The organism is Paraburkholderia metrosideri, assembly GCF_904848625.1.
Taxonomy (GTDB): domain Bacteria; phylum Pseudomonadota; class Gammaproteobacteria; order Burkholderiales; family Burkholderiaceae; genus Paraburkholderia; species Paraburkholderia metrosideri.
Map to the genome: position 1 here is coordinate 121,784 of NZ_CAJHCP010000011.1, position 18,781 is coordinate 140,564.

The 18,781-nt window shown below is 62.4% G+C and carries 17 protein-coding genes and 2 tRNA genes; 5 read left to right on the plus strand and 14 right to left on the minus strand.

From position 1 onward, the window contains the following. Nucleotides 1-28: 28 nt before the first annotated feature. The 8 genes from LMG28727_RS24205 to fdxA all read right to left on the minus strand — a co-directional run bounded on the left by LMG28727_RS24205 (nt 29) and on the right by fdxA (nt 4,790). Nucleotides 29-796 (minus strand): DUF4088 family protein, encoded by a 768-nt coding sequence (locus tag LMG28727_RS24205; protein WP_201644849.1) that lies wholly within the window; start codon nt 794-796, stop codon nt 29-31. A 430-nt stretch (nt 797-1,226) separates the two neighbouring features. Then, on the minus strand, nt 1,227-1,550 hold the full coding sequence (locus LMG28727_RS24210) for an AzlD domain-containing protein (RefSeq protein WP_201644850.1): 324 nt from the start codon (nt 1,548-1,550) through the stop codon (nt 1,227-1,229). Then, nucleotides 1,547-2,227 (minus strand): AzlC family ABC transporter permease, encoded by a 681-nt coding sequence (locus LMG28727_RS24215; RefSeq protein ID WP_236592327.1) that lies wholly within the window; start codon nt 2,225-2,227, stop codon nt 1,547-1,549. The genes LMG28727_RS24210 and LMG28727_RS24215 overlap by 4 nt, the downstream gene beginning before the upstream one ends. 226 nt (nt 2,228-2,453) lie before the next feature. Further along, nucleotides 2,454-3,284 carry an AraC family transcriptional regulator gene (locus tag LMG28727_RS24220; RefSeq protein WP_201644852.1) on the minus strand — a complete coding sequence of 277 codons (831 nt, stop codon included), beginning with the start codon at nt 3,282-3,284 and terminating at the stop codon, nt 2,454-2,456. A gap of 97 nt (nt 3,285-3,381) precedes the next feature. Then, the gene (locus tag LMG28727_RS24225; protein ID WP_201644972.1) at nt 3,382-3,858 is read right to left on the minus strand and encodes a CreA family protein; all 477 of its coding nucleotides are present in this window, start codon (nt 3,856-3,858) and stop codon (nt 3,382-3,384) included. Between the two features lie 278 nt (nt 3,859-4,136). Next, a tRNA-Asn gene (locus LMG28727_RS24230) sits at nt 4,137-4,212 on the minus strand. 62 nt (nt 4,213-4,274) lie between these two features. Further along, a tRNA-Asn gene (locus tag LMG28727_RS24235) sits at nt 4,275-4,350 on the minus strand. A 116-nt stretch (nt 4,351-4,466) separates the two neighbouring features. After that, complete coding sequence (fdxA, locus tag LMG28727_RS24240; protein WP_074764973.1) at nt 4,467-4,790, minus strand: ferredoxin FdxA; 324 nt, start codon at nt 4,788-4,790, stop codon at nt 4,467-4,469. A gap of 292 nt (nt 4,791-5,082) precedes the next feature. Here fdxA and pncB point away from each other — a divergent pair, with 292 nt between their 5' ends. The 5 genes from pncB (at nt 5,083) to LMG28727_RS24265 (ending at nt 11,124) form a co-directional block, all read left to right on the plus strand. After that, nucleotides 5,083-6,279, plus strand: a complete 1,197-nt coding sequence (pncB, locus tag LMG28727_RS24245; protein WP_201644853.1) for a nicotinate phosphoribosyltransferase — start codon at nt 5,083-5,085, stop codon at nt 6,277-6,279. 186 nt (nt 6,280-6,465) lie between these two features. Beyond that, on the plus strand, nt 6,466-7,128 hold the full coding sequence (locus tag LMG28727_RS24250; RefSeq protein WP_201644854.1) for a LutC/YkgG family protein: 663 nt from the start codon (nt 6,466-6,468) through the stop codon (nt 7,126-7,128). A gap of 64 nt (nt 7,129-7,192) precedes the next feature. After that, on the plus strand, nt 7,193-8,623 hold the full coding sequence (locus LMG28727_RS24255; RefSeq protein WP_201644855.1) for a sodium:proton antiporter: 1,431 nt from the start codon (nt 7,193-7,195) through the stop codon (nt 8,621-8,623). A 66-nt stretch (nt 8,624-8,689) separates the two neighbouring features. Then, complete coding sequence (locus LMG28727_RS24260; protein WP_201644856.1) at nt 8,690-9,679, plus strand: 2-hydroxyacid dehydrogenase; 990 nt, start codon at nt 8,690-8,692, stop codon at nt 9,677-9,679. After that, on the plus strand, nt 9,676-11,124 hold the full coding sequence (locus tag LMG28727_RS24265) for a DNA recombination protein RmuC (RefSeq protein WP_201644857.1): 1,449 nt from the start codon (nt 9,676-9,678) through the stop codon (nt 11,122-11,124). Before LMG28727_RS24260 ends, LMG28727_RS24265 begins: the two co-directional genes overlap by 4 nt. A 37-nt stretch (nt 11,125-11,161) precedes the next feature. On the opposite strand, the gene LMG28727_RS24270 is transcribed toward LMG28727_RS24265, so the two are convergent. The 6 genes from LMG28727_RS24270 to LMG28727_RS24295 form a co-directional block, all read right to left on the minus strand. Further along, nucleotides 11,162-11,644 (minus strand): GNAT family N-acetyltransferase, encoded by a 483-nt coding sequence (locus LMG28727_RS24270; protein WP_201644858.1) that lies wholly within the window; start codon nt 11,642-11,644, stop codon nt 11,162-11,164. Beyond that, entirely contained in the window at nt 11,645-11,920 is a 276-nt protein-coding gene (locus LMG28727_RS24275) for a hypothetical protein (RefSeq protein ID WP_201644859.1), read from the minus strand. A 119-nt stretch (nt 11,921-12,039) separates the two neighbouring features. After that, nucleotides 12,040-13,347, minus strand: coding sequence for a molybdopterin molybdotransferase MoeA (gene moeA, locus LMG28727_RS24280; RefSeq protein WP_201644860.1), 1,308 nt, complete (start codon nt 13,345-13,347; stop codon nt 12,040-12,042). Nucleotides 13,348-13,422: 75 nt separating this feature from the next. Beyond that, nucleotides 13,423-14,037 carry a molybdenum cofactor guanylyltransferase MobA gene (mobA, locus tag LMG28727_RS24285; protein ID WP_201644861.1) on the minus strand — a complete coding sequence of 205 codons (615 nt, stop codon included), beginning with the start codon at nt 14,035-14,037 and terminating at the stop codon, nt 13,423-13,425. Nucleotides 14,038-14,053: 16 nt separating this feature from the next. After that, complete coding sequence (gene moaA / locus LMG28727_RS24290; protein ID WP_201644862.1) at nt 14,054-15,163, minus strand: GTP 3',8-cyclase MoaA; 1,110 nt, start codon at nt 15,161-15,163, stop codon at nt 14,054-14,056. Between the two features lie 210 nt (nt 15,164-15,373). Then, a complete protein-coding gene (locus LMG28727_RS24295) occupies nt 15,374-18,727 on the minus strand; it encodes an Rne/Rng family ribonuclease (protein WP_201644863.1) in 3,354 nt (1,117 codons plus the stop codon). Between the last annotated feature and the right edge of the window lie 54 nt (nt 18,728-18,781).

An 18,781-nucleotide genomic window follows, 5' to 3' on the forward strand; every position in this document is an offset into this window, starting at 1 on the left:
GATAGATGCCGTCTCAAGTCCGTGACAACTACCGCGACCGCTGCTGCTGTTGCTGCGCCACCGGCCTCGGCGGCGTAAAGAAATTGCGCAGCCATGCCGCCATCCGCGAAAACACGTCGTACGGTTCTTCGGCAAAAATCTCGGGCTTGAGCAGGCGCAAATATTCCATGATCTGCTGCGCTTCCTGCTTCTGGAAAGAGCCGTGCGAGATACCCAGGCGCAGCAGACCGCGCAATTCGCCGAGCTTTTCGCGCGCAGTGCTGCCCACGCTCATTTCGCACGCCACCTTTGCCTCGTAGACGCGCTGACGCAACGACTCCACCAGCCGCCATGCGGGGGTCTGCATGGCTTCCTCGAGTGCCTGGATGTCCTGTGCCGCGCTTTTGATCTGCGCCGCGAGCGGATCGACCAGAGTCGCGTCGCCTTCTGCTTCCTTGACGATCGCGGCGGCCCAGTCGCGACATTGCTTGGCGAGTTCTTCCGGCGTCCATTCGGAACGCGCCGCAAAGCCAAAGCCGAACTCGCTCGCCTGCCGCATCAAAATCGCCACGACGTCCGGGAATTCTTTGTCCAGCGTGCGTTTGGCCCACGCGTATTGACCACCTTGAAGCATTCGCTGAACCGCGTGTTCGGTCAGCGGAACCATGTTGTCGAGCAGCTTGGCGCGCAAAAAGTCCTCAAACGACGGCGTCGCGAACTGCGGATCGAGCTTTAGCGATACTCGCAGAAAAGCGTCGAAATCCTTGCGTAGTGACGCAAGGGTCTCGTCTTTGAGCTTGAGGGTGATTTGACCCATGTGTTATCCCGTTTGGTACTGCCGCGCGGCATCGGCGTGTCATCGGCCGCACGCGGACTCCGGGCGACACGACGCCGGATGCCGGCGCGGTTGATTCCTGCAGTTGCCGCGGGAGCAGCGGGACGGACCCGATGCCGATACGCGGACCTCGACTGCATATCGGCGGATTCGCTGGAAACTTGAGGGCAGGCGGCCGGTGAGCGACCGCTTTAGAGGAATGTGTCGGCGCGCGGGCGTGCGGGCGCGCGGGGCGCTCCGACGACTGTGGCGGGGAGACGTCAGCGATGACGCAGGTGCGGAGCCAACGTCAATGTCGATGACGCGGCAACGGCAACCTACATGTCGGCATCGGCATCGGCATCGGCATCGGCATCGGCATCGGCATCGGCATCGGCATCTGCACGACGATCAGGAGGCCGACGCTTGCCGTCTATTTAAGCACGACACATTGCCAGACAAAAAATACCGTCAGGCCAACCGCGATGGTCAGAAGCGGCCGCCGCGTCAGCGCGCTGACCGCAATGGCCGCGAGTGCGCCGACCAGTTGCGGATTGCGCCAGCTCAACTCGGCGTTAGCGCCGTGCGGTGAAATGGCCATCGGCACGATGATCGCCGTCAGCACGGTGACGGGGACGAAACCGAGCGCGGTGCGCACGAGCGGCGAGAACACCAGCCGGTCACCGAGGACGAACACCGCGGCGCGGATTACCCACGTGATGACGGCCATGCCGAGGATCAGGACGACATAGTTCATTGCGATGCCTCCGCGGTTTTCCGTGCGCCGCGCGGGTTGGAGCGCGAGTTGGATAACAGCACGCCAATCGCGACGCCTGCGAACACAGCGCCCAGCAGACCGAGTTTGTACGGCCACGCCTGCCAGAAAAAAGCCAGCGTGCCCGCAGTTGCGGCAGCCGCAATGTAGCGCAGCGCGACAAGCTGCGGCACGACGATCGCGATGAAGGTGGCGACCATCGCGAAATCGAGTCCGAGCGATTGCAGGCCGGGAAAGGCTGCGCCGAAGAGCAGGCCGGCGATGGTCCAGATCTGCCAGTTGAGATACATCGCCAGACCCGCGCCGAAGAAATAGTGTGGGCCGACCGTGCCGGGCTCCCGATGCCGGTAGTGCTCCCAGGCGACGGCGAAGACTTCGTCGGTAAGCAGTGCACCGAGCGCCCACCGCCAGCGTGCTGACAGATGCGCGACGTGCGGCGCGAGCGTGGCGCTATAGAGCACATGACGCAGATTGACGACCAGCGTAGTGGCCCAGATCACGGCGAAGCTCGCGTGACCGGCAATCAAACCGAGCGCAATGAACTGGGCGGAGCCGGCGAATACGACGAGGGACATCAATTGTCCGTGCCATAGGTGCAGCGGGCCGGATGCAACGAGCGTGCCGAAAATGACACCGAATGGGGCCGCCCCGACCATCATCGGAATGATGTCGCGTGCGCCGGCGATGAATTCCTTTAGATGGCCTGGGCCGGAGGATAGGCTCGTGGTGGGGTGGGTCAAACTGGTCTCCTTGGTTTCAGGAGCTTAGCGGGGGACGAACGGGTGGGGCTTGTACGTTCTTGCGGTGGGGGCGGCTGGCTTTCGTTAACGATCAACGGCAACGGCAACGGCAACGGCAACGGCAACGGCCGCTATCAGCGCCGCCTTAATTCCCTTGCCAGCGCCCGGGCGGTACCCCAAACATCCGCCGGAAATGCCGCGTGAAGTGACTTTGATCGGTAAACCCACTCGCGGCCGCGACATTCGTTACGGAAACGCCAGCCCGCAGCGGTGCCAGCGAGCGCTGCAAGCGCACCTGATTGCGCCACGCGTGGGGCGGCAGCCCCGTCGTCTGGGTAAACAGCCGTGCCGCATGAAATGGCGATAATCCCGCGGCCTGTGCCACTTCAGCGAGCGTAACCGGCCCGAGGAGATTATCGGTGAGCCGTTCCTGCATGATTGCCACGCGCGCATCGTCAGTGGCGATGCGTGATGGCTCGGGCTGGGTTTGCGCGTAACGAACCAGCAGCGTCGACAACGCGTCGAGCATCGCGGCTTCGGCGGCGAGAGGATCGCTGTCCGATTCCAACAGGCAATGAGCGCGCGCGAGCCGTGTCGCCAGATCGTCGTCGCGGATTACGCCAGACGCAAACCACGGTAGAGCCTGCGGTTTGCCGCTCAGCTCCCTGGCGAGGTCCTGGATGAAGTCAACCGGTGCATAGATCACGCGATACCGCCAGCCCGCGTCAACCGCCTTCGAGCCCGTGTGCAACTCGCCGGGGTTGATGATCGGCATGCCTCCGGCTTCGGCAACATAGTCTGAACCGCGATACCGATAACCCTCCGCGCCCGCGACAATCACCGGAATCGTGTACGCATCGTGCCAATGCGGCGCGAATTCGTGATCGTGATATTCGGCGGTAAGCAGGTCCGCGCCGGGCAGAAGCGGCGTGCGCCAGTAGCGGGCGGAATCCTGAAAACGATGAGCGATGGTCATGATGAAAATCGTGCTGGACCGATCAGTGTAGCGCGTCGCGCCGGCTCGCGGCGCACGCGTCGTCGCCCGTGCGCAGACGTTGTGCCATCGGCCGATATCACTTGATAGGGATCGTCGTGCCGGCCGGCATCGGCACGGCGCTCACGCTGTTTTTTGCGCTGCCGCTGACGACGCGGTCGCTATAGGTGAGGTAGACCAGAGTGTTACGTTTGGTGTCGACGACGCGTACCACATGCAGCGATTTAAAGATTAGCGACATGCTGACTGAGAACACGTCGGCCTGCTTCTTGACCGGACCGGTGAAATGAATCTCGGCAACCTGGCGGCAGGCAATCGACGCTTCGGTCGGATCCTCGGCGATGCCGAGCGTTCCTTTGACACCGCCCGTTCTCGCGCGCGACACGTAGCAGGTCACACCCTGAACCACGGGATCGTCATAGGCCTCGACGACTACGCGGTCGGAACCGGTTACGCGGAAGTTGGTATTGACGCTACCGACTTCCTCGCTGTGGGCTAAAGGCAACAGAAGCGCAGTGGCCGCGGCCAGCGCGATGCGCAACAAGGTGGGTTTCATGAGATTGCCGGAAATGAGCGCGTGGGTGGACGCAAGTCGGGCGCGAGATTCGCGCCGGGAAGTCGCCATCGTATAACGGCGTGTCCGTGAAGAGAGCAGGGCAAGCACGACGAAGTATCGCTATGCTCGCGCCACGCCTTCTGACGCAGGGGCAGACGCGGGGGAAAAATACGCTTGTGTCGACCGTGACCACGATCTGGTATCAATCGAAAGAGGGTGCAGCAAAAGTGGCGCGCCAAAACAAAAAGGCCCGCACGGATGCGGGCCTTTCAAAACTTTGGCTCCTCGACCTGGGCTCGAACCAGGGACCTACGGATTAACAGTCCGGCGCTCTACCGACTGAGCTATCGAGGAACTGCAATACAACTTGATCTACATTAAAAAGCCCGTCTTGGTTAACGGGCTTTTGAAATTCTTGGCTCCTCGACCTGGGCTCGAACCAGGGACCTACGGATTAACAGTCCGGCGCTCTACCGACTGAGCTATCGAGGAACAGAACAACAACAGCAGAGAAGCGAAATTGTAGGGGCAGCTTTAGCGCCTGTCAATACCCTGCGTTGAACTCTATTTAAATTTGAATTTCGCAGGGCACTTGACGGGCTAGTCGCTCAACGCGCGAGCAGTTCGAGCTTGTCCTTCACGTCCTTGAATTCTTCGGCTTCCGGAAGTGGCGGCTTGGTCTTGGTGATGCTCGGCCAGTTCTTCGCCAGATCGGCATTCAACTCGATGAAGTTCTGCTGGTCGCCCGGCACGTCTTCTTCGGCATAAATGGCATTCACCGGGCATTCGGCCACGCACACAGCGCAGTCGATGCATTCATCGGGGTCGATCGCGAGGAAGTTGGGACCTTCGCGAAAGCAGTCCACCGGGCACACATCGACGCAGTCGGTATAGCGGCACTTGATGCAGCTTTCGGTCACAACGTGAGTCATTCAGGCAGCTCCTGCATGCAGAATCAGGGGAGGCGAAAACGCCAAAAGCGCTATTGTAACGTAACGTCAAGAGGCGCATGTAGCATCGGACGACGCCTTTTATATGTTTTCGTGATTAGTTTATGGCGTCGGCCAGAGGGGCTTTCGCGAGGTGAGTAGTGCGGCAGCCTGCTACCGCGCTGAAGTCAAGCGCATTCGGGTAACATGCGTCAATTCGGCGCGCACGGGGCGTGCCGCAAGCGCATGGGTTGAGTCAGGCCTTCCGTTTTTCAAGCGGTCAGTTCGCACCATCATGATTATTACTTCGCTGCTCGATACCGATCTGTACAAGTTCACAATGATGCAAGTGGTGTTGCATCATTTTCCCGCTGCGAATGTGGAATATCGCTTCCGCTGCCGCACGCCGAATGTCGATCTCGTGCCGTATATCAGCGAGATTCGCGATGAAGTCCGCAAGCTCTGCGAGCTGCGCTTCACCGACGACGAGCTCGACTATCTGCGTCGCATGCGCTTCATCAAGGGCGACTTCATCGAGTTTCTCGCGCTGTTTCATCTGAGCGAGAAATACATTTCGATCGAACCGTCGCCGAAGGGCAATGGCGAAATCGACATCGAGATCAAAGGGCCGTGGCTGCATACGATCCTGTTCGAGATTCCGATGCTCGCAATCGTCAACGAGGTCTATTTCCGCAACACGCAGCAGCAGCCCGACTACAGCGAAGGGCGCGGCAGGCTGGTCGAAAAGATCCAGTTGCTGGGCGCACGTCCGGAATTCGCCGACTGCAAGATCGCCGACTACGGCACGCGTCGCCGCTTCTCGAAGCAATGGCACGAGGAAGTGATTCTCACGCTGAAAGACGGCCTGGGCGAGCAGTTCGCCGGCACCAGCAACGTCTTCTACGCAATGAAGCACAGCCTCACGCCGCTCGGCACGATGGCGCATGAATACCTGCAGGCGTGTCAGGCGCTCGGCCCGCGCCTGCGCGACTCGCAAACCTTCGGCTTCGAAATGTGGGCGAAGGAATATCGCGGCGACCTGGGTATTGCGCTTTCCGACGTATACGGCATGCAGGCATTCCTGCGCGACTTCGACATGTACTTCTGCAAGCTGTTCGACGGCGCGCGTCACGACTCGGGCGATCCGTTCGACTGGGGCGAACGCCTGCTCAAGCACTATGAGGCGAACCGCTGCGACCCGCGCACGAAGATTCTGGTTTTCTCCGACGCGCTCGACATTCCGAAAGTGCTGCAACTCTACGAACGTTTCCGCGGACGCTGCAAGCTCGCATTCGGCGTGGGTACCAATCTGACGAACGACCTCGGCTATAACCCGTTGCAGATCGTCATCAAGATGGTTCGCTGCAATGGTCAGCCGGTGGCGAAGCTGTCGGATTCGCCGGGCAAGAACATGTGCGAAGACAAAGCGTATCTCGCGTATTTGCGCCAGGTGTTCGGCATTGCACAGCCTGAGGAGGACGCTGCGAAGTAACGTGGTTGCCTGCGTTACCTCTTGCAGTACTTCACACTGTTTTACCCATGCTTCGATCAGCGCGGTGGTCAGTTTCACCGCGCGTCGAATGCAGCGCAACAGGCCGTTAGGCCAGGGTGTTCGCGCGAAGGGCGGCCGGTATAATTCTCGTCATATCGCACGGTTGCCGACACGAGGATTTCGCATATGGACACATCGATTGCCCGCCGCAACATCCTGGCGCGCATCCGCGCAGCGCAAGGGCGTGAACCCGAGCCGGCCACTTCCGAACGCGAAGCCGCCGCGGATTATCTGGCGCGTCATCCCGCAGGTCCGCGTCCTGAGATGCCGGCTGATCTGGCCGCGCGCTTCATCGAAGAAGCGCAGAAGATGGCCACCACGGTCGAGACCGTTCCGGCATTGAGCGACGTGCCGGCCGCCGCGCATCGCTACCTCACTCAACATGCGTTGCCGCTGCAGGCCATTGCGTGGCAAACGCTGCAAGATTTGCACTGGGCCGAAGCCGGCTTGAACGTTGAATTCCGCAAACCGGAAGATGGCGACCTGGTCGGCCTCACCGGCTGCTTCTGCGCCACGGCTGAAACAGGCACGCTCGTGTTGTTGTCGGGTCCGGAGACCTACGCGTCAGCTGGACTGCTGCCGGAAACGCACATTGCCATCGTGCCGGCCTCGCGCATCGTCTCAGGTCATGAAGAGGCGTTCGGCCTGATTCGCGACGAACGTGGCGAGTTGCCGCGCGCCGTCAATTTCGTCTCCGGGCCTTCGCGCACGGGCGATATCGAACAGACCATCGTGCTGGGTGCGCATGGCCCTTACCGGGTGCATGTCATCGTCGTGCAGGGTGCCTGAGCAGCCAGCGCGGCTGCATCCCGACACGCGCCTGGCCGCCCGCAATAACAGGGACTTCACGCTTATGAAAGGGCACGCCGAGCGGGCGGTCATGTTGCTTGCCGCTGCATTGATGCTGATAGTGTGGTCTGAACCCGCCTGTGCCGTGACGCTCGATGGCGCAAAACTGTCGGCCCTCTGGGGCTTGCCGTTCGCGGGCGTGCTGCTTTCCATTGCAGTATTTCCGCTGATTGCGCCAGCGTTCTGGCATCACCATTTCGGCAAAATTACAGCAGCGTGGGCGCTCGTGTTCCTTGTGCCGTTCGCGGTGCAGTTCGGCACGGGTGTGGCCTTCGCTTCGCTGGTGCATGCCATGCTCGACGAGTACATTCCGTTCATCGTGTTGCTCACCGCGCTTTACACGGTGGCCGGCGGCATCTGCGTGCGCGGCAATCTCCATGGCACGCCGCGACTGAACACCGCAATTCTCGCGCTCGGCACATTGCTCGCGAGCGTGATGGGCACCACCGGCGCAGCCATGCTGCTGATCCGTCCGTTGCTGCGCGCGAATGACAATCGTCAGCACGTGGTTCATGTCGTCGTGTTTTTCATCTTCCTGGTGGCCAACGTCGGCGGCTCGTTGTCGCCGTTGGGCGACCCGCCGCTGTTTCTCGGCTTCCTCGAAGGCGTCAGCTTCTTCTGGACCACCACGCATCTCATGCTGCCCATGCTGTTCGTCAGCGGCGTCCTGTTGATCGGGTTCTATGCGCTCGACTCGTATTACTTTCATCGGCGGGAAGAGGAGCGCTCGCGTTTTTTCGATCCGACGCCTGACGGTTTGCCGTTCGGGATCGACGGCAAGATCAACTTTCTGTTACTGGCCGTGGTGATCGGACTCGTATTGATGAGCGGGTTGTGGCGCCCACAGATCACGTTCGACGCGTTCGGCACACACGTGGCGCTGCAGAACGCGGTGCGCGACATCGCACTGGTCGGCATCACGTTGCTGTCGCTCGCATTGACACCGCGTACGGCTCGCGCGGGTAATGACTTCAACTGGGCGCCGATCGAAGAAGTGGCGAAACTGTTCGCCGGCATCTTCGTGACGATCGTGCCGGTCATCACGATCCTGCGGGCTGGCGAGGCTGGCGCATTCGCGGGCATCGTCCATCTGGTCAACGGCCCGTCCGGCCAGCCGTATGACATTCGTTATTTCTGGGCGACCGGCCTGTTGTCGTCGTTTCTCGACAACGCACCCACGTACCTCGTGTTCTTCAACCTCGCCGGCGGCGACGCGCAGCACTTGATGACCGCTGGCGCGACCACGCTTGCCGCGATCTCGGCGGGCGCCGTGTTCATGGGCGCCAACACGTATATCGGCAATGCACCGAACTTCATGGTGAAGGCCATCGCGCAATCGCGCGGCGTGCGCATGCCGAGTTTTTTTGCATATATGGGCTGGTCCGGCGCGGTTTTGCTGCCGCTTTTCGTTGTGACCGGCTGGCTCTTTTTTTGATATCCGATTTAACTTCGATCTCGACGCCGAGTTAATTCCGCTCGACGCGCCATATGGAGAATTGAAATGCAGAAAATCCTCGTTGCCCGTTCGATCTTTCCCGATGTGATCGAGCGGCTCAAGCAACATTTCGAGGTCGACTGGAATCAGGGCGACGTGTTGCCCGCCGACGAACTGAAGCGCCGTCTCGCGGATAAAGACGGTGCGCTGACGGCGGGCGAGCCGATCGACGCCGCCGTTCTCGCAGCCGCGCCGCGTCTGCGCGCGGTGTCGAACATGGCAGTGGGCTACAACAATTTCGACATGGCCGCGTTCAACGCGGCGAACGTGCTCGGCACCAATACGCCGGACGTGCTGAACGAATCCACCGCTGACTTCGGTTGGGCGCTGATGATGGCGGCGGCACGCCGTATCGCTGAATCGGAGCACTGGCTGCGTGCGGGTAAATGGCAGAAATGGACGTACGACGGATTCCTTGGCAGCGATCTGTATGGCTCCACGCTCGGCGTGATCGGCATGGGCCGGATCGGCCAGGCGCTCGCGCGCCGTGCACAGGGTTTCAATATGCAGGTGATTTATCACAATCGTTCGCGCGTGGCGCCGCAGATCGAAGCCGGGTTGAGCGCGACGTATGTGTCGAAAGAAGAACTGTTGCGGCGTGCCGATCATGTCGTGCTGGTGCTGCCGTACACGAAGGAGAATCATCACACGATCGGCGCGGCCGAACTCGCGCTGATGAAGCCGACAGCGACGCTGACCAACATTGCGCGCGGCGGGATCGTCGACGACGCGGCACTCGTTCAGGCGCTCCGCTCGGGTCAGATTGCAGCGGCAGGTCTCGACGTCTACGAAGGCGAACCGAATCTGAATCCGGATTTGCTGACTGTGTCGAATATCGTGCTGACGCCGCATATTGCCAGCGCGACCGACGCCACGCGCCGCGCAATGGCGAATCTCGCTGCGGATAACCTGATCGCGGCATTAGGCGAAGGTCCGCGGGCGGGCCGTCCACCGAATCCGATCAACCCTGACGTTATCGGCCGGGCGCGTTCATGACCATGATTCTGGTGGCCGCCGTCGCGGTGCTGGCGGTCGCGCTGGTCATCGCGCTGGCATTGTTGATGCGCGGTCCCAAACGCGCTGACGAGGACGAGCAGTTCGAACTGCTGCACCAACGTATCGACGTCGCCGCCGACACCCAGGCGCATGCTTACGAGCGACTCGAACGGCAACTGCGCAACGACATCACCGAAGCGGCGCGGGTATCGCGTACCGAGCAGAGCAGCGGTTTCGCGCATTTTCAGCAGACGCTGGCCGCGCAGTTCAGCAGCATGACGACGGTGCAGGGCGGCAAGATCGACGGATTCGCGCAGCAACTCGACGCGGTGCGTCAGAGTTTGCAGGTGCAGGCGCAGCAGGCTCGCGACGAACAGGGCCGCTCCCTGAAACATTTCGGCGACACACTGGGCCAGCAACTCGGCCAATTGACCGAGGCGAACGACCGGCGCTTCGCTGAAGTGCGCGCGACCATTGAACAGCGGCTGAAGGATATCGAGGCGAACAACTCGGCCAAGCTCGAGGAAATGCGCCGCACCGTCGACGAAAAGCTGCACGCCACGCTTGAGCAGCGCCTGGGCGAGTCGTTCAAGCTGGTGTCCGACAGGCTCGAGCAGGTGCATCGTGGCCTGGGCGAGATGCAGACGCTTGCGGCGGGTGTCGGTGATCTGAAGAAAGTGCTTACCAACGTCAAGACGCGCGGCACGTGGGGCGAAGTGCAACTGGAAGCGTTGCTCGAACAATTGCTCACCGCCGACCAATACGCGAAAAACGTCGCGACGGTGCCAAAGAGCTCGGATCGCGTCGAGTTCGCGATCAAACTGCCGGGACGGGCGGAGCAGGGAAGCGCAGCCACGCCGGTCTGGTTGCCGATCGACGCGAAGTTTCCACGCGAGGACTACGAACGCCTGATCGACGCGCAGGAGCGCGCCGATCCGGTCGCGGTGGAAGAAGCGTCGCGCTCGCTCGAAGCGCGGATTCGCGCCGAGGCGCGCGCGATCGCGGAGAAGTATGTATCGCCGCCGCACACTACCGACTTCGCGCTGCTATTCCTGCCGACCGAAGGCCTCTATGCCGAAGTGCTGCGCAGGCCGGGCTTGAGCGACTTGCTGCAACGCGACTATCGCGTGACGATCGCAGGACCGACGACGCTCACTGCCTTGCTCAACAGTTTGCAGATGGGTTTCCGCACGCTTGCCATTGAAAAGCGGTCGAGCGAAGTGTGGCAGGTGCTCGGCGCGGTGAAAACGGAGTTCGGCAAGTTCGGCGACGTGCTCGCGAAAACCAAAGCACAGCTGGAAACGGTCACGCGGTCGATTGAAGCCGCGGAGACACGCACTCGCATGATGAACCGCAAGCTGCGTGACGTCGAAGCGTTGCCGGGTGACGAGGCGAGTGGGTTACTCGGCGATGTGTTATCAGGCGTCGATCCTGACGAGCAGTAGGCTGCGCGCTGAGTTTTGCCGTTCAGGCAACGCAGTTTCAGGCGCCTGCCGCCAACTGCTCAAGCGCATTGCCCGTGACGCGCACCACGCGCCAATCCGGCAACACGGTCGCGCCCATCTTCTCGTAGAAACTGATGGCCGGCTGATTCCAGTCCAGCACGGTCCACTCGAATCGTCCGCAGCGGCGTTCCACCGCAAGCGCCGCGAGGCGCTGCAAAAACGCGGTGCCCAGCCCGCTGCCGCGTTGTGACGGTTGCACGTAGACGTCTTCGAGATACAGCCCGCGCTTGCCGACGAAGCTCGAATAATTGTGGAAGAACAGCGCATAGCCAACGAGGCGTTCTTCGCTCTCTGCCACTAACGCTTCGATCGACGGGCGCGAGCCAAACAGCGCATCGTGCAGATCGTCTTGCGTCGCGGCAAAGAGATGCGTGAGCTGCTCGAATTCGGCCAGTTCGTACGTCAGCGCAAAGATCGCGGCAGTGTCCGCGGGCGTGGCGGCGCGGATCGTCGCGGGCATTTACGCTTCTTCCGGCGCGTCGGCCAGGTGAATCTCAATGCCGCCAAAGCGTGATGCCACCCAGTTGTATGCGTGGCAAGCAATCCACAGCAAGACGAAACCCAGAATCGCGTTCAGCAGCAGTGCGCTGAACACCGTGCTCAATTCCACCGAGCCGTAACGGAAGAATGCAACCAGCACCCCCAGCAGCACAATCGGCACCGAGAACGTCAGGTACACGAGGATAAGTGCTTTGGCCGTCTGTCCTGGTGCAATGAACGAAATCTGTTTTTTCATGTGAGTCAAACCCGTGTGTCGTAGTGGTAATGGTGAGGCGGGTAATGCGGAGTGAAGCCGGATAAGGCCGGCTAAAGCCGGGAGTGCAGCCAAGGTGCCGTGCGCTGCCTGCGGGTCGGTCAGATAAGCCCGTCGAACAGCATGATGTCCACGCGTTCTCCTTCGTCGATCTCACCTTCGTCATGCCCGAGGACGATGAAGCAGTTAGCTTCGCTCATCGAACTCAGCACGCCCGAGCTTTGTGAACCGGTTGGCGCGACATGCCATTGCCCCTGCGCGTCCTGTTCGGCGACGCCACGCTGGAATTCGGTGCGGCCGATGCGTTTGCGAATGACCTGACGGCTTTTCGCGTGGATCACCGGCAGTGGTGGCGGCGTGGCGCCGGACATCAGCAACAATGCTTCACGCACGATTTGATAGAACGTCACCATCACGGCGACCGGATTGCCGGGCAAGCCGAAGAATAGCGCAGGCAGTCCAACGCCCGGCCGCTCGCCGGACCAGATGCGGCCAAACGCGAGTGGGCGGCCCGGACGCATTGCCATGCTCCAGAACGCGACATCGCCGAAGGTGCGCAGCAATTGTTTGGTGAAATCCGCTTCGCCGACCGATACACCGCCCGAAGTCAACACGACGTCCGCGCTGGCGGCGGCGCTGCGCAGAGCGGCTTCGAGTGCGGCGGGTTCGTCGCGCACGACGCCGAGGTCGAGTGTGTCGACGTTCAGCCGGCGCAGCATGGCAAACAACGTATAGCGATTGCTGTCGTACACGGAGCCTGGGTCGAGCGGTTCGCCGAGCGAGCGCAATTCGTCGCCGGTCGAGAAGAACGCCACGCGCAGACGCCGCCGCACGCTAACTTCGCCAATTCCGAGCGACGCCAGCAAGCCGAGGTCCGACGCACGCATGATGCGGCCGGCCCGCAGCGCGACATGGCCGCGCGCGAGATCTTCACCGGCCAGACGCCGGTTCGCGCCCGCTGCGACTGCATCGGCCGCAAAACGTATCGACGTGGTGTCGACGCCGGCACTGCGCTCGACCAGTTCCTGCGGCACCACCGTGTCGCAATCAACCGGCATGCAGGCGCCGGTCATCACGCGCACGCATTGATGCGTGTCGATGCCGCCTGTGAACGGATGCCCCGCCAGCGCCTTGCCGATAACCGTCAACTGGACTGCGGACTCGCTGGTTGCGAGAGCCGCGCGTTTGAACGCGTAGCCGTCCATCGCGGAATTGTCGTGCGACGGCACGTTGATTGGCGAAACGATATCGGCTGCCAGCACCCGGTCGAGCGCGTCGCGCAACGGTACGCGCTCGACGGCCATGACCGGGGAAACCCACTGGCGAACAATCGCCTGAGCGGCCGAAACGGGTAGCGCATGAGGATCGTACTGCGCGATGCAGCGGGAAGATTCGATAAACGTGGTCATGAAGAGCTGGACGGCGCGACCGGCGGCGGGAGCAGCAATTGCCGTGTGGCCCGAGCGGGATTGTCAACCGGGGCCTCAGTCACATTCGAGGTCGGCGAGTTCTTGTAGCGAATTGATATTGTAAAACGCGCGCTCGTCGGTAAAGACGACTTCCACCGCCCTGTGGCGTGCGTACCACGCGCGGACCTTCCGTTCGCCAGCGTCGAGAAATGCCGAAAGGTCGTCGGCCAGCGCCGTGCGCAGCAACGCGAAGACGGGATGTAGCGACTTCTGGCCCAGGGCGTCGACGGTCGTTACGGTCGCGATGTCGGCCTGAGCCGCGTCCAATGCAACGGTGAGACGGGTGGCGAGGTCGGCGGGCAGCCACGGGGAGTCGCAGGGCGCGCTCAGCACGTGCGTGGTGCCGGCTGCGCGCAGCCCGGCAAGCAAGCCGGCCAGCGGTCCGGGAAATCCGGGCAGCGTATCGGCTACGACGGTGGCGCCGAACGGTGCGCCAAGTGCAACGTAAGCGTCGGGATGACGATTGGCGCTGATCAGCAGCGCGCCGGTTTGCGGTGCGAGGCGCGTCAGCACGTGCGCTGCGAGGGGCGCGCCGCGCAGCATCTGGAGCCCTTTGTCGACGCCGCCCATCCGCATACCGCGCCCACCGGCGAGCAGCAGGCCAGTGATCTGGGCGCGGGTCGTTTCCATGCGCGGGCCGCTCAGATCAGCCGCCGATATACGACATTTCGACCCGGCGTCCCGACTTTTCGCGCGCTTCGGCCGCCTGGCTGCCGCGCAATTGCGAATAGCGGTCGCTGCGGCCTTGCCAGATTTCCGCGACGGCGGTGGCGATCTCGGCGTCGCTTGCGCTGCTGCGCAGTAACGCGCGCAAATCGTGTCCGGACGACGCAAACAGGCACAAATACAGCTTTCCTTCGGTCGACAGGCGAGCCCGCGTGCAGTCGCCGCAAAACGCGCGCGTGACGCTCGAAATCACGCCGATCTCGCCGCTGCCGTCCACGTAACCCCAGCGCTGGGCGGTTTCGGCGGGACTGTGCGCTTCGAGCGGGGCAAGCGGGAAATGCTCGGCAATGCGGGTGATGACGTCGGCAGACGGCAACACTTCCGTCATGTTCCAGCCGTTCGACGTGCCCACGTCCATATATTCGATAAAGCGCAGCACCGCGCCCGAGCCTTTGAAATGGCGTGCCATCGGGACGATTTCGCCGTCGTTGGTGCCGTGTTTCACCACCATGTTGACCTTGACGGGCGCGAGTCCCGCCGCCTGTGCTGCCGCGATGCCGTTCACCACGTCGGCGACGGAGAAGTCGGCGTCGTTCATCCGGCGAAACAGGGTGTCGTCGAGCGCGTCGAGACTCACCGTGACGCGGGTCAAGCCGGCGTCTCTCAGGCTGCGCGCCTTGCGCTCCAGCAGCGAGCCGTTGGTGGTCAATGTCAGATCGAGAGGGCGACCGGTTGGGGTGGTCAGTTGCGCGAGCCGTTCGATCAGAAATTCGAGATTCTTGCGCAGCAGCGGTTCGCCACCCGTCAGCCGGATTTTCTCGACGCCATGCGCGACGAAGAGCCGAGCCAGTCGTTCGATTTCCTCGAAACTCAGCAGCGCGCTGTGCGGCAGGAACGCGTAGTCCTTGTCGAACACCGCGCGCGGCATGCAATACACGCAGCGAAAATTGCAGCGGTCGGTTACCGAAATGCGCAGATCCCGCAGCGGACGCGACAGCGTGTCGTGCAGTACGCCGCTGGGCGCCTGCATTCGGCCGGAGACAATCGGCGCCGCACTGAAATCGGCAACTGGGATGATGCGTCGGGACATGAATGGCTTCGTTTGGTACTTGCTCTGCGCGCTTGAATAGACAGCCAATTATTCATTCTATCGGAAATGCATCCGATGGCAGGCCGCCTCTGGGACGCGTCGGGTATACGGGGATCGGCATGTCACGGCGTACTCGTATCTTCGATTCCTGCCCAAAAAAGCAAAAAGCCCGCCGGTGAGGGCGGGCTTCTTGTTGGAGGCGAGGGCAGCTTACTGTGGATGCTTGCCCGTTTCCACTTGTTGCATCGGCGCGCTATCGAGCGCCGGCAACGGCTTGCGCTCACGAACCACACGGGCCGGCTTGGCGGTCTGTGCAGCCGCTTCCTGCGCAGCACGCAGCTTGTCGGTGTCGGTATTCACCCAGACGAGGCCGGCTTGTTCGAGCACGGGCTTCAGGGCGTCTGCCGACACGCCAGCGCCACGGGGCGCCTGCGCTGTCTGTGACACAGCGGCGACAGGGGCCGGCTCGACCACCGCCGGTTCTGCTGCCGGGGCAACTGCGACCGCCGCGACAGGTTCTGCAGCGACGACCGGCTGCGGTTCGACGATTTCAGCTTGCGGTGCGGGCGCAACCGCCGGTACTTCGACCACGTCAGCCGGAGCCGGTGCGGGTTGCGCTTCAACTGCGGGAGCCGATTCGGCTTGCACCTCGACAGCCGGAGCCGCGACAGGCGCTTCGATTTCGACCGGTGCCTGAACCGGCGCTTCGACATGTGCGACCGGTTCAACAGGCGAAACCGTTTCGCTCGCGGCCGGTGCGGCCTGCGCCGTTTCGACCGGCGCGGCGGCTTGCGCCACCGGCTCAACCGCTACGGGTTCAGCCACAACCGGAGCAGCCGGAGCTTGCTCGACCGGCACAACCGTTTCCGACTTCGCAGCCTTCTCGACAGCCAGAGCCGGCGTTTCGGTCGCGGCGTGCAATTCGGTCACGACAGCGGTTTCGGTCGCGACAGCGGCAACCACCACTTCGACCGGCGTGGCTTCGTGCGCTTTTTCGTTCGACCCGACGACCTCGGCCTTGTGCTCGACCGGCTGATGAGCCGTGCGCACCGGTGCTTCGTCGTTGACGTTAGACGAGTCGCCTTCGGCTTCCGCAACGTCCGCTGCGAGGTTGCCGTTCACGTCCTCTTCGCGCTCACGACGGCCACCACGACGGCCACGGCGACGACGACGACGCTCTTCACCCTCACGCGCCACGGCTTCCTGATCGAGCGGGGCACCGTTTTCGCCAACTGCGGCCTGGTTGCGCGCCAGTTCGTCCGCTGCTTGCGCGTCGGTTTGCGTCAGCGCGTCAGTGGTCTCCGCTTGCGGCTTGCGGCGTTCGCCACGTTCAGCACGCTCGCCACGGTCACGGCGCTCGCCGCGTTCCTGACGTTCACCGCGCTCGGCACGCGGTGCGCCTTCGACGGTTTCCGCACGATCGCCACCACGGTTGTCGCGATCGCGATTTTCACGACCCTCACGCGGCTCACGAGCCTCGCGCGGTTCGCGGCCTTCGCGGACCTCACGCGGTTCGCGTTGCTCGCGCGGCTCACGTGCTTCACGCGGCTCACGATTGCCACGCGGCTCGCGTGCTTCGCGCGGTTCACGGCCTTCGCGGGTCTCACGACCTTCACGCGGTTCGCGCTCTTCGCGCCGCTGCGACGGTTGTTGACCTTGAGCCGGACGACCACCCGTCGTACCTTCGGTGCGGCCTGCCGCATCGCGGCCCGCTGCGCCGCTACGGCGATTGCGGTTGCGATCGCCGCCGCGCTCACCGCGCTCCGTGCGCTCGCCGCGCTGCGGACGTGCCTGCTTGTCGGTCGTAGCCGGTGCAACGGGTGCCGGAGCGGCCGACTGCACGCCAAACAGATTCTTCAACCAGCCGATGAAGCCGCCCGTAGCGGGGGCCACTGCGACCGGTGCCGGCGTTACTGCGGGACGAACCGGCGCGCTCGGAGCCGGCTTCTCGGGCGTGATGCCCTTGACTGCCGCTTCCTGCTTCGGCTTCACTTCTTCGGTGCGCTTGCTGTAACCGGTTTCCGATTCCAGTTCGCGCGCCGCTTCTTCAGCCATCTTCCACGAAGCGCGCGGATCGTCGAGGCGTGCATCGTCGTGACGCAGGCGTTCGAGCTTGTAATGCGGCGTGTCGAGATGCTTGTTCGGAATCAGGACGACATTGACCTTGAAACGCGACTCGATCTTGTTGATTTCGGCGCGCTTTTCGTTCAACAGGAAGGCGGTTACTTCGACCGGCACCTGGCAATGAATTGCCGCGGTGTTTTCCTTCATCGCTTCTTCCTGAATGATCCGCAGCACTTGCAGCGCGGACGATTCGGTATCGCGGATATGACCCGTGCCGTTACAGCGCGGGCAGGTCACGTGGCTGCCTTCCGACAGCGCCGGACGCAGACGTTGACGCGACAGTTCCATCAGGCCGAAACGCGAGATCTTGCCCATCTGGACGCGTGCACGGTCGTGCTTGAGCGCGTCTTTCAGGCGTTGCTCGACTTCACGCTGGCTCTTGGCCGATTCCATGTCGATGAAGTCGATCACGATCAGGCCGCCCAGGTCGCGCAAACGCAACTGGCGGGCCACTTCGTCGGCGGCTTCGAGGTTGGTGCGTGCAGCCGTTTCCTCGATGTCGGCGCCCTTGGTGGCGCGGGCCGAGTTCACGTCGATCGCGACCAGTGCTTCGGTGTGGTCGATCACGATCGCGCCGCCCGAGGGCAGCGGCACCGTGCGCGAATACGCCGTTTCGATCTGGTGTTCGATCTGGAAGCGCGAGAAAAGCGGCACGTCGTCGTGATACCGCTTCACCTTGCTGACATTGTCCGGCATCACGATATCCATGAAGGCACGGGCCTGGTCATGGATTTCAGTGGTGTCGATCAGGATTTCGCCGATATCCGGCTGGAAATAGTCGCGGATCGCGCGAATCACGAGGCTCGATTCGAGATAAATCAGCATCGGCTGACCGTTCGAACCGCTCTGCGACGCGGCTTCAATGGCGCGCCACAGTTGCATCAGGTAGTTCAGGTCCCACTGCAGCTCTTCGGCGCTGCGGCCAATGCCGGCCGTGCGCGCGATGATGCTCATGCCTTCCGGCAATTGCAGCTGCGCCATGGTTTCGCGCAGTTCCTGACGGTCGTCGCCTTCAATACGGCGCGACACGCCGCCGCCACGCGGGTTATTCGGCATCAGAACCAGATACCGGCCGGCCAGCGAGATGAACGTGGTGAGAGCCGCGCCCTTGTTGCCGCGTTCTTCCTTTTCGACCTGGACGATCAGTTCCTGACCTTCTTTCAGGGCGTCCTGGATACGGGCGGAACGCATGTCGACGCCGTCACGGAAATACTGGCGGGCGACTTCCTTGAACGGGAGAAAACCATGACGGTCTTCGCCGTAGTTGACGAAACACGCTTCGAGCGACGGCTCGATGCGGGTAATGATGCCTTTGTAAATATTGCCTTTGCGCTGTTCGCGACCGGCGGTTTCGATGTCGATATCGATGAGTTTTTGCCCATCGACGATGGCGACGCGCAGTTCTTCCTGCTGCGTCGCGTTGAACAACATTCGTTTCATTGAACGGCTCCAGAGCGGCTTAGCCTGCCTCCGGCTGCGCGGTTGTCAGTCGCG

Coding starts and splice junctions, on each gene's coding strand:
- LMG28727_RS24205 (WP_201644849.1), bottom strand. CDS start 796: ATGGGTCAAATCACCCTCAAGCTCAAAGACGAGACCCTTGCGTCACTA.
- LMG28727_RS24210 (WP_201644850.1), bottom strand. CDS start 1,550: ATGAACTATGTCGTCCTGATCCTCGGCATGGCCGTCATCACGTGGGTA.
- LMG28727_RS24215 (WP_236592327.1), bottom strand. CDS start 2,227: ATGATGGTCGGGGCGGCCCCATTCGGTGTCATTTTCGGCACGCTCGTT.
- LMG28727_RS24220 (WP_201644852.1), bottom strand. CDS start 3,284: ATGACCATCGCTCATCGTTTTCAGGATTCCGCCCGCTACTGGCGCACG.
- LMG28727_RS24225 (WP_201644972.1), bottom strand. CDS start 3,858: ATGAAACCCACCTTGTTGCGCATCGCGCTGGCCGCGGCCACTGCGCTT.
- fdxA (WP_074764973.1), bottom strand. CDS start 4,790: ATGACTCACGTTGTGACCGAAAGCTGCATCAAGTGCCGCTATACCGAC.
- pncB (WP_201644853.1), top strand. CDS start 5,083: ATGATTATTACTTCGCTGCTCGATACCGATCTGTACAAGTTCACAATG.
- LMG28727_RS24250 (WP_201644854.1), top strand. CDS start 6,466: ATGGACACATCGATTGCCCGCCGCAACATCCTGGCGCGCATCCGCGCA.
- LMG28727_RS24255 (WP_201644855.1), top strand. CDS start 7,193: ATGAAAGGGCACGCCGAGCGGGCGGTCATGTTGCTTGCCGCTGCATTG.
- LMG28727_RS24260 (WP_201644856.1), top strand. CDS start 8,690: ATGCAGAAAATCCTCGTTGCCCGTTCGATCTTTCCCGATGTGATCGAG.
- LMG28727_RS24265 (WP_201644857.1), top strand. CDS start 9,676: ATGACCATGATTCTGGTGGCCGCCGTCGCGGTGCTGGCGGTCGCGCTG.
- LMG28727_RS24270 (WP_201644858.1), bottom strand. CDS start 11,644: ATGCCCGCGACGATCCGCGCCGCCACGCCCGCGGACACTGCCGCGATC.
- LMG28727_RS24275 (WP_201644859.1), bottom strand. CDS start 11,920: ATGAAAAAACAGATTTCGTTCATTGCACCAGGACAGACGGCCAAAGCA.
- moeA (WP_201644860.1), bottom strand. CDS start 13,347: ATGACCACGTTTATCGAATCTTCCCGCTGCATCGCGCAGTACGATCCT.
- mobA (WP_201644861.1), bottom strand. CDS start 14,037: ATGGAAACGACCCGCGCCCAGATCACTGGCCTGCTGCTCGCCGGTGGG.
- moaA (WP_201644862.1), bottom strand. CDS start 15,163: ATGTCCCGACGCATCATCCCAGTTGCCGATTTCAGTGCGGCGCCGATT.
- LMG28727_RS24295 (WP_201644863.1), bottom strand. CDS start 18,727: ATGAAACGAATGTTGTTCAACGCGACGCAGCAGGAAGAACTGCGCGTC.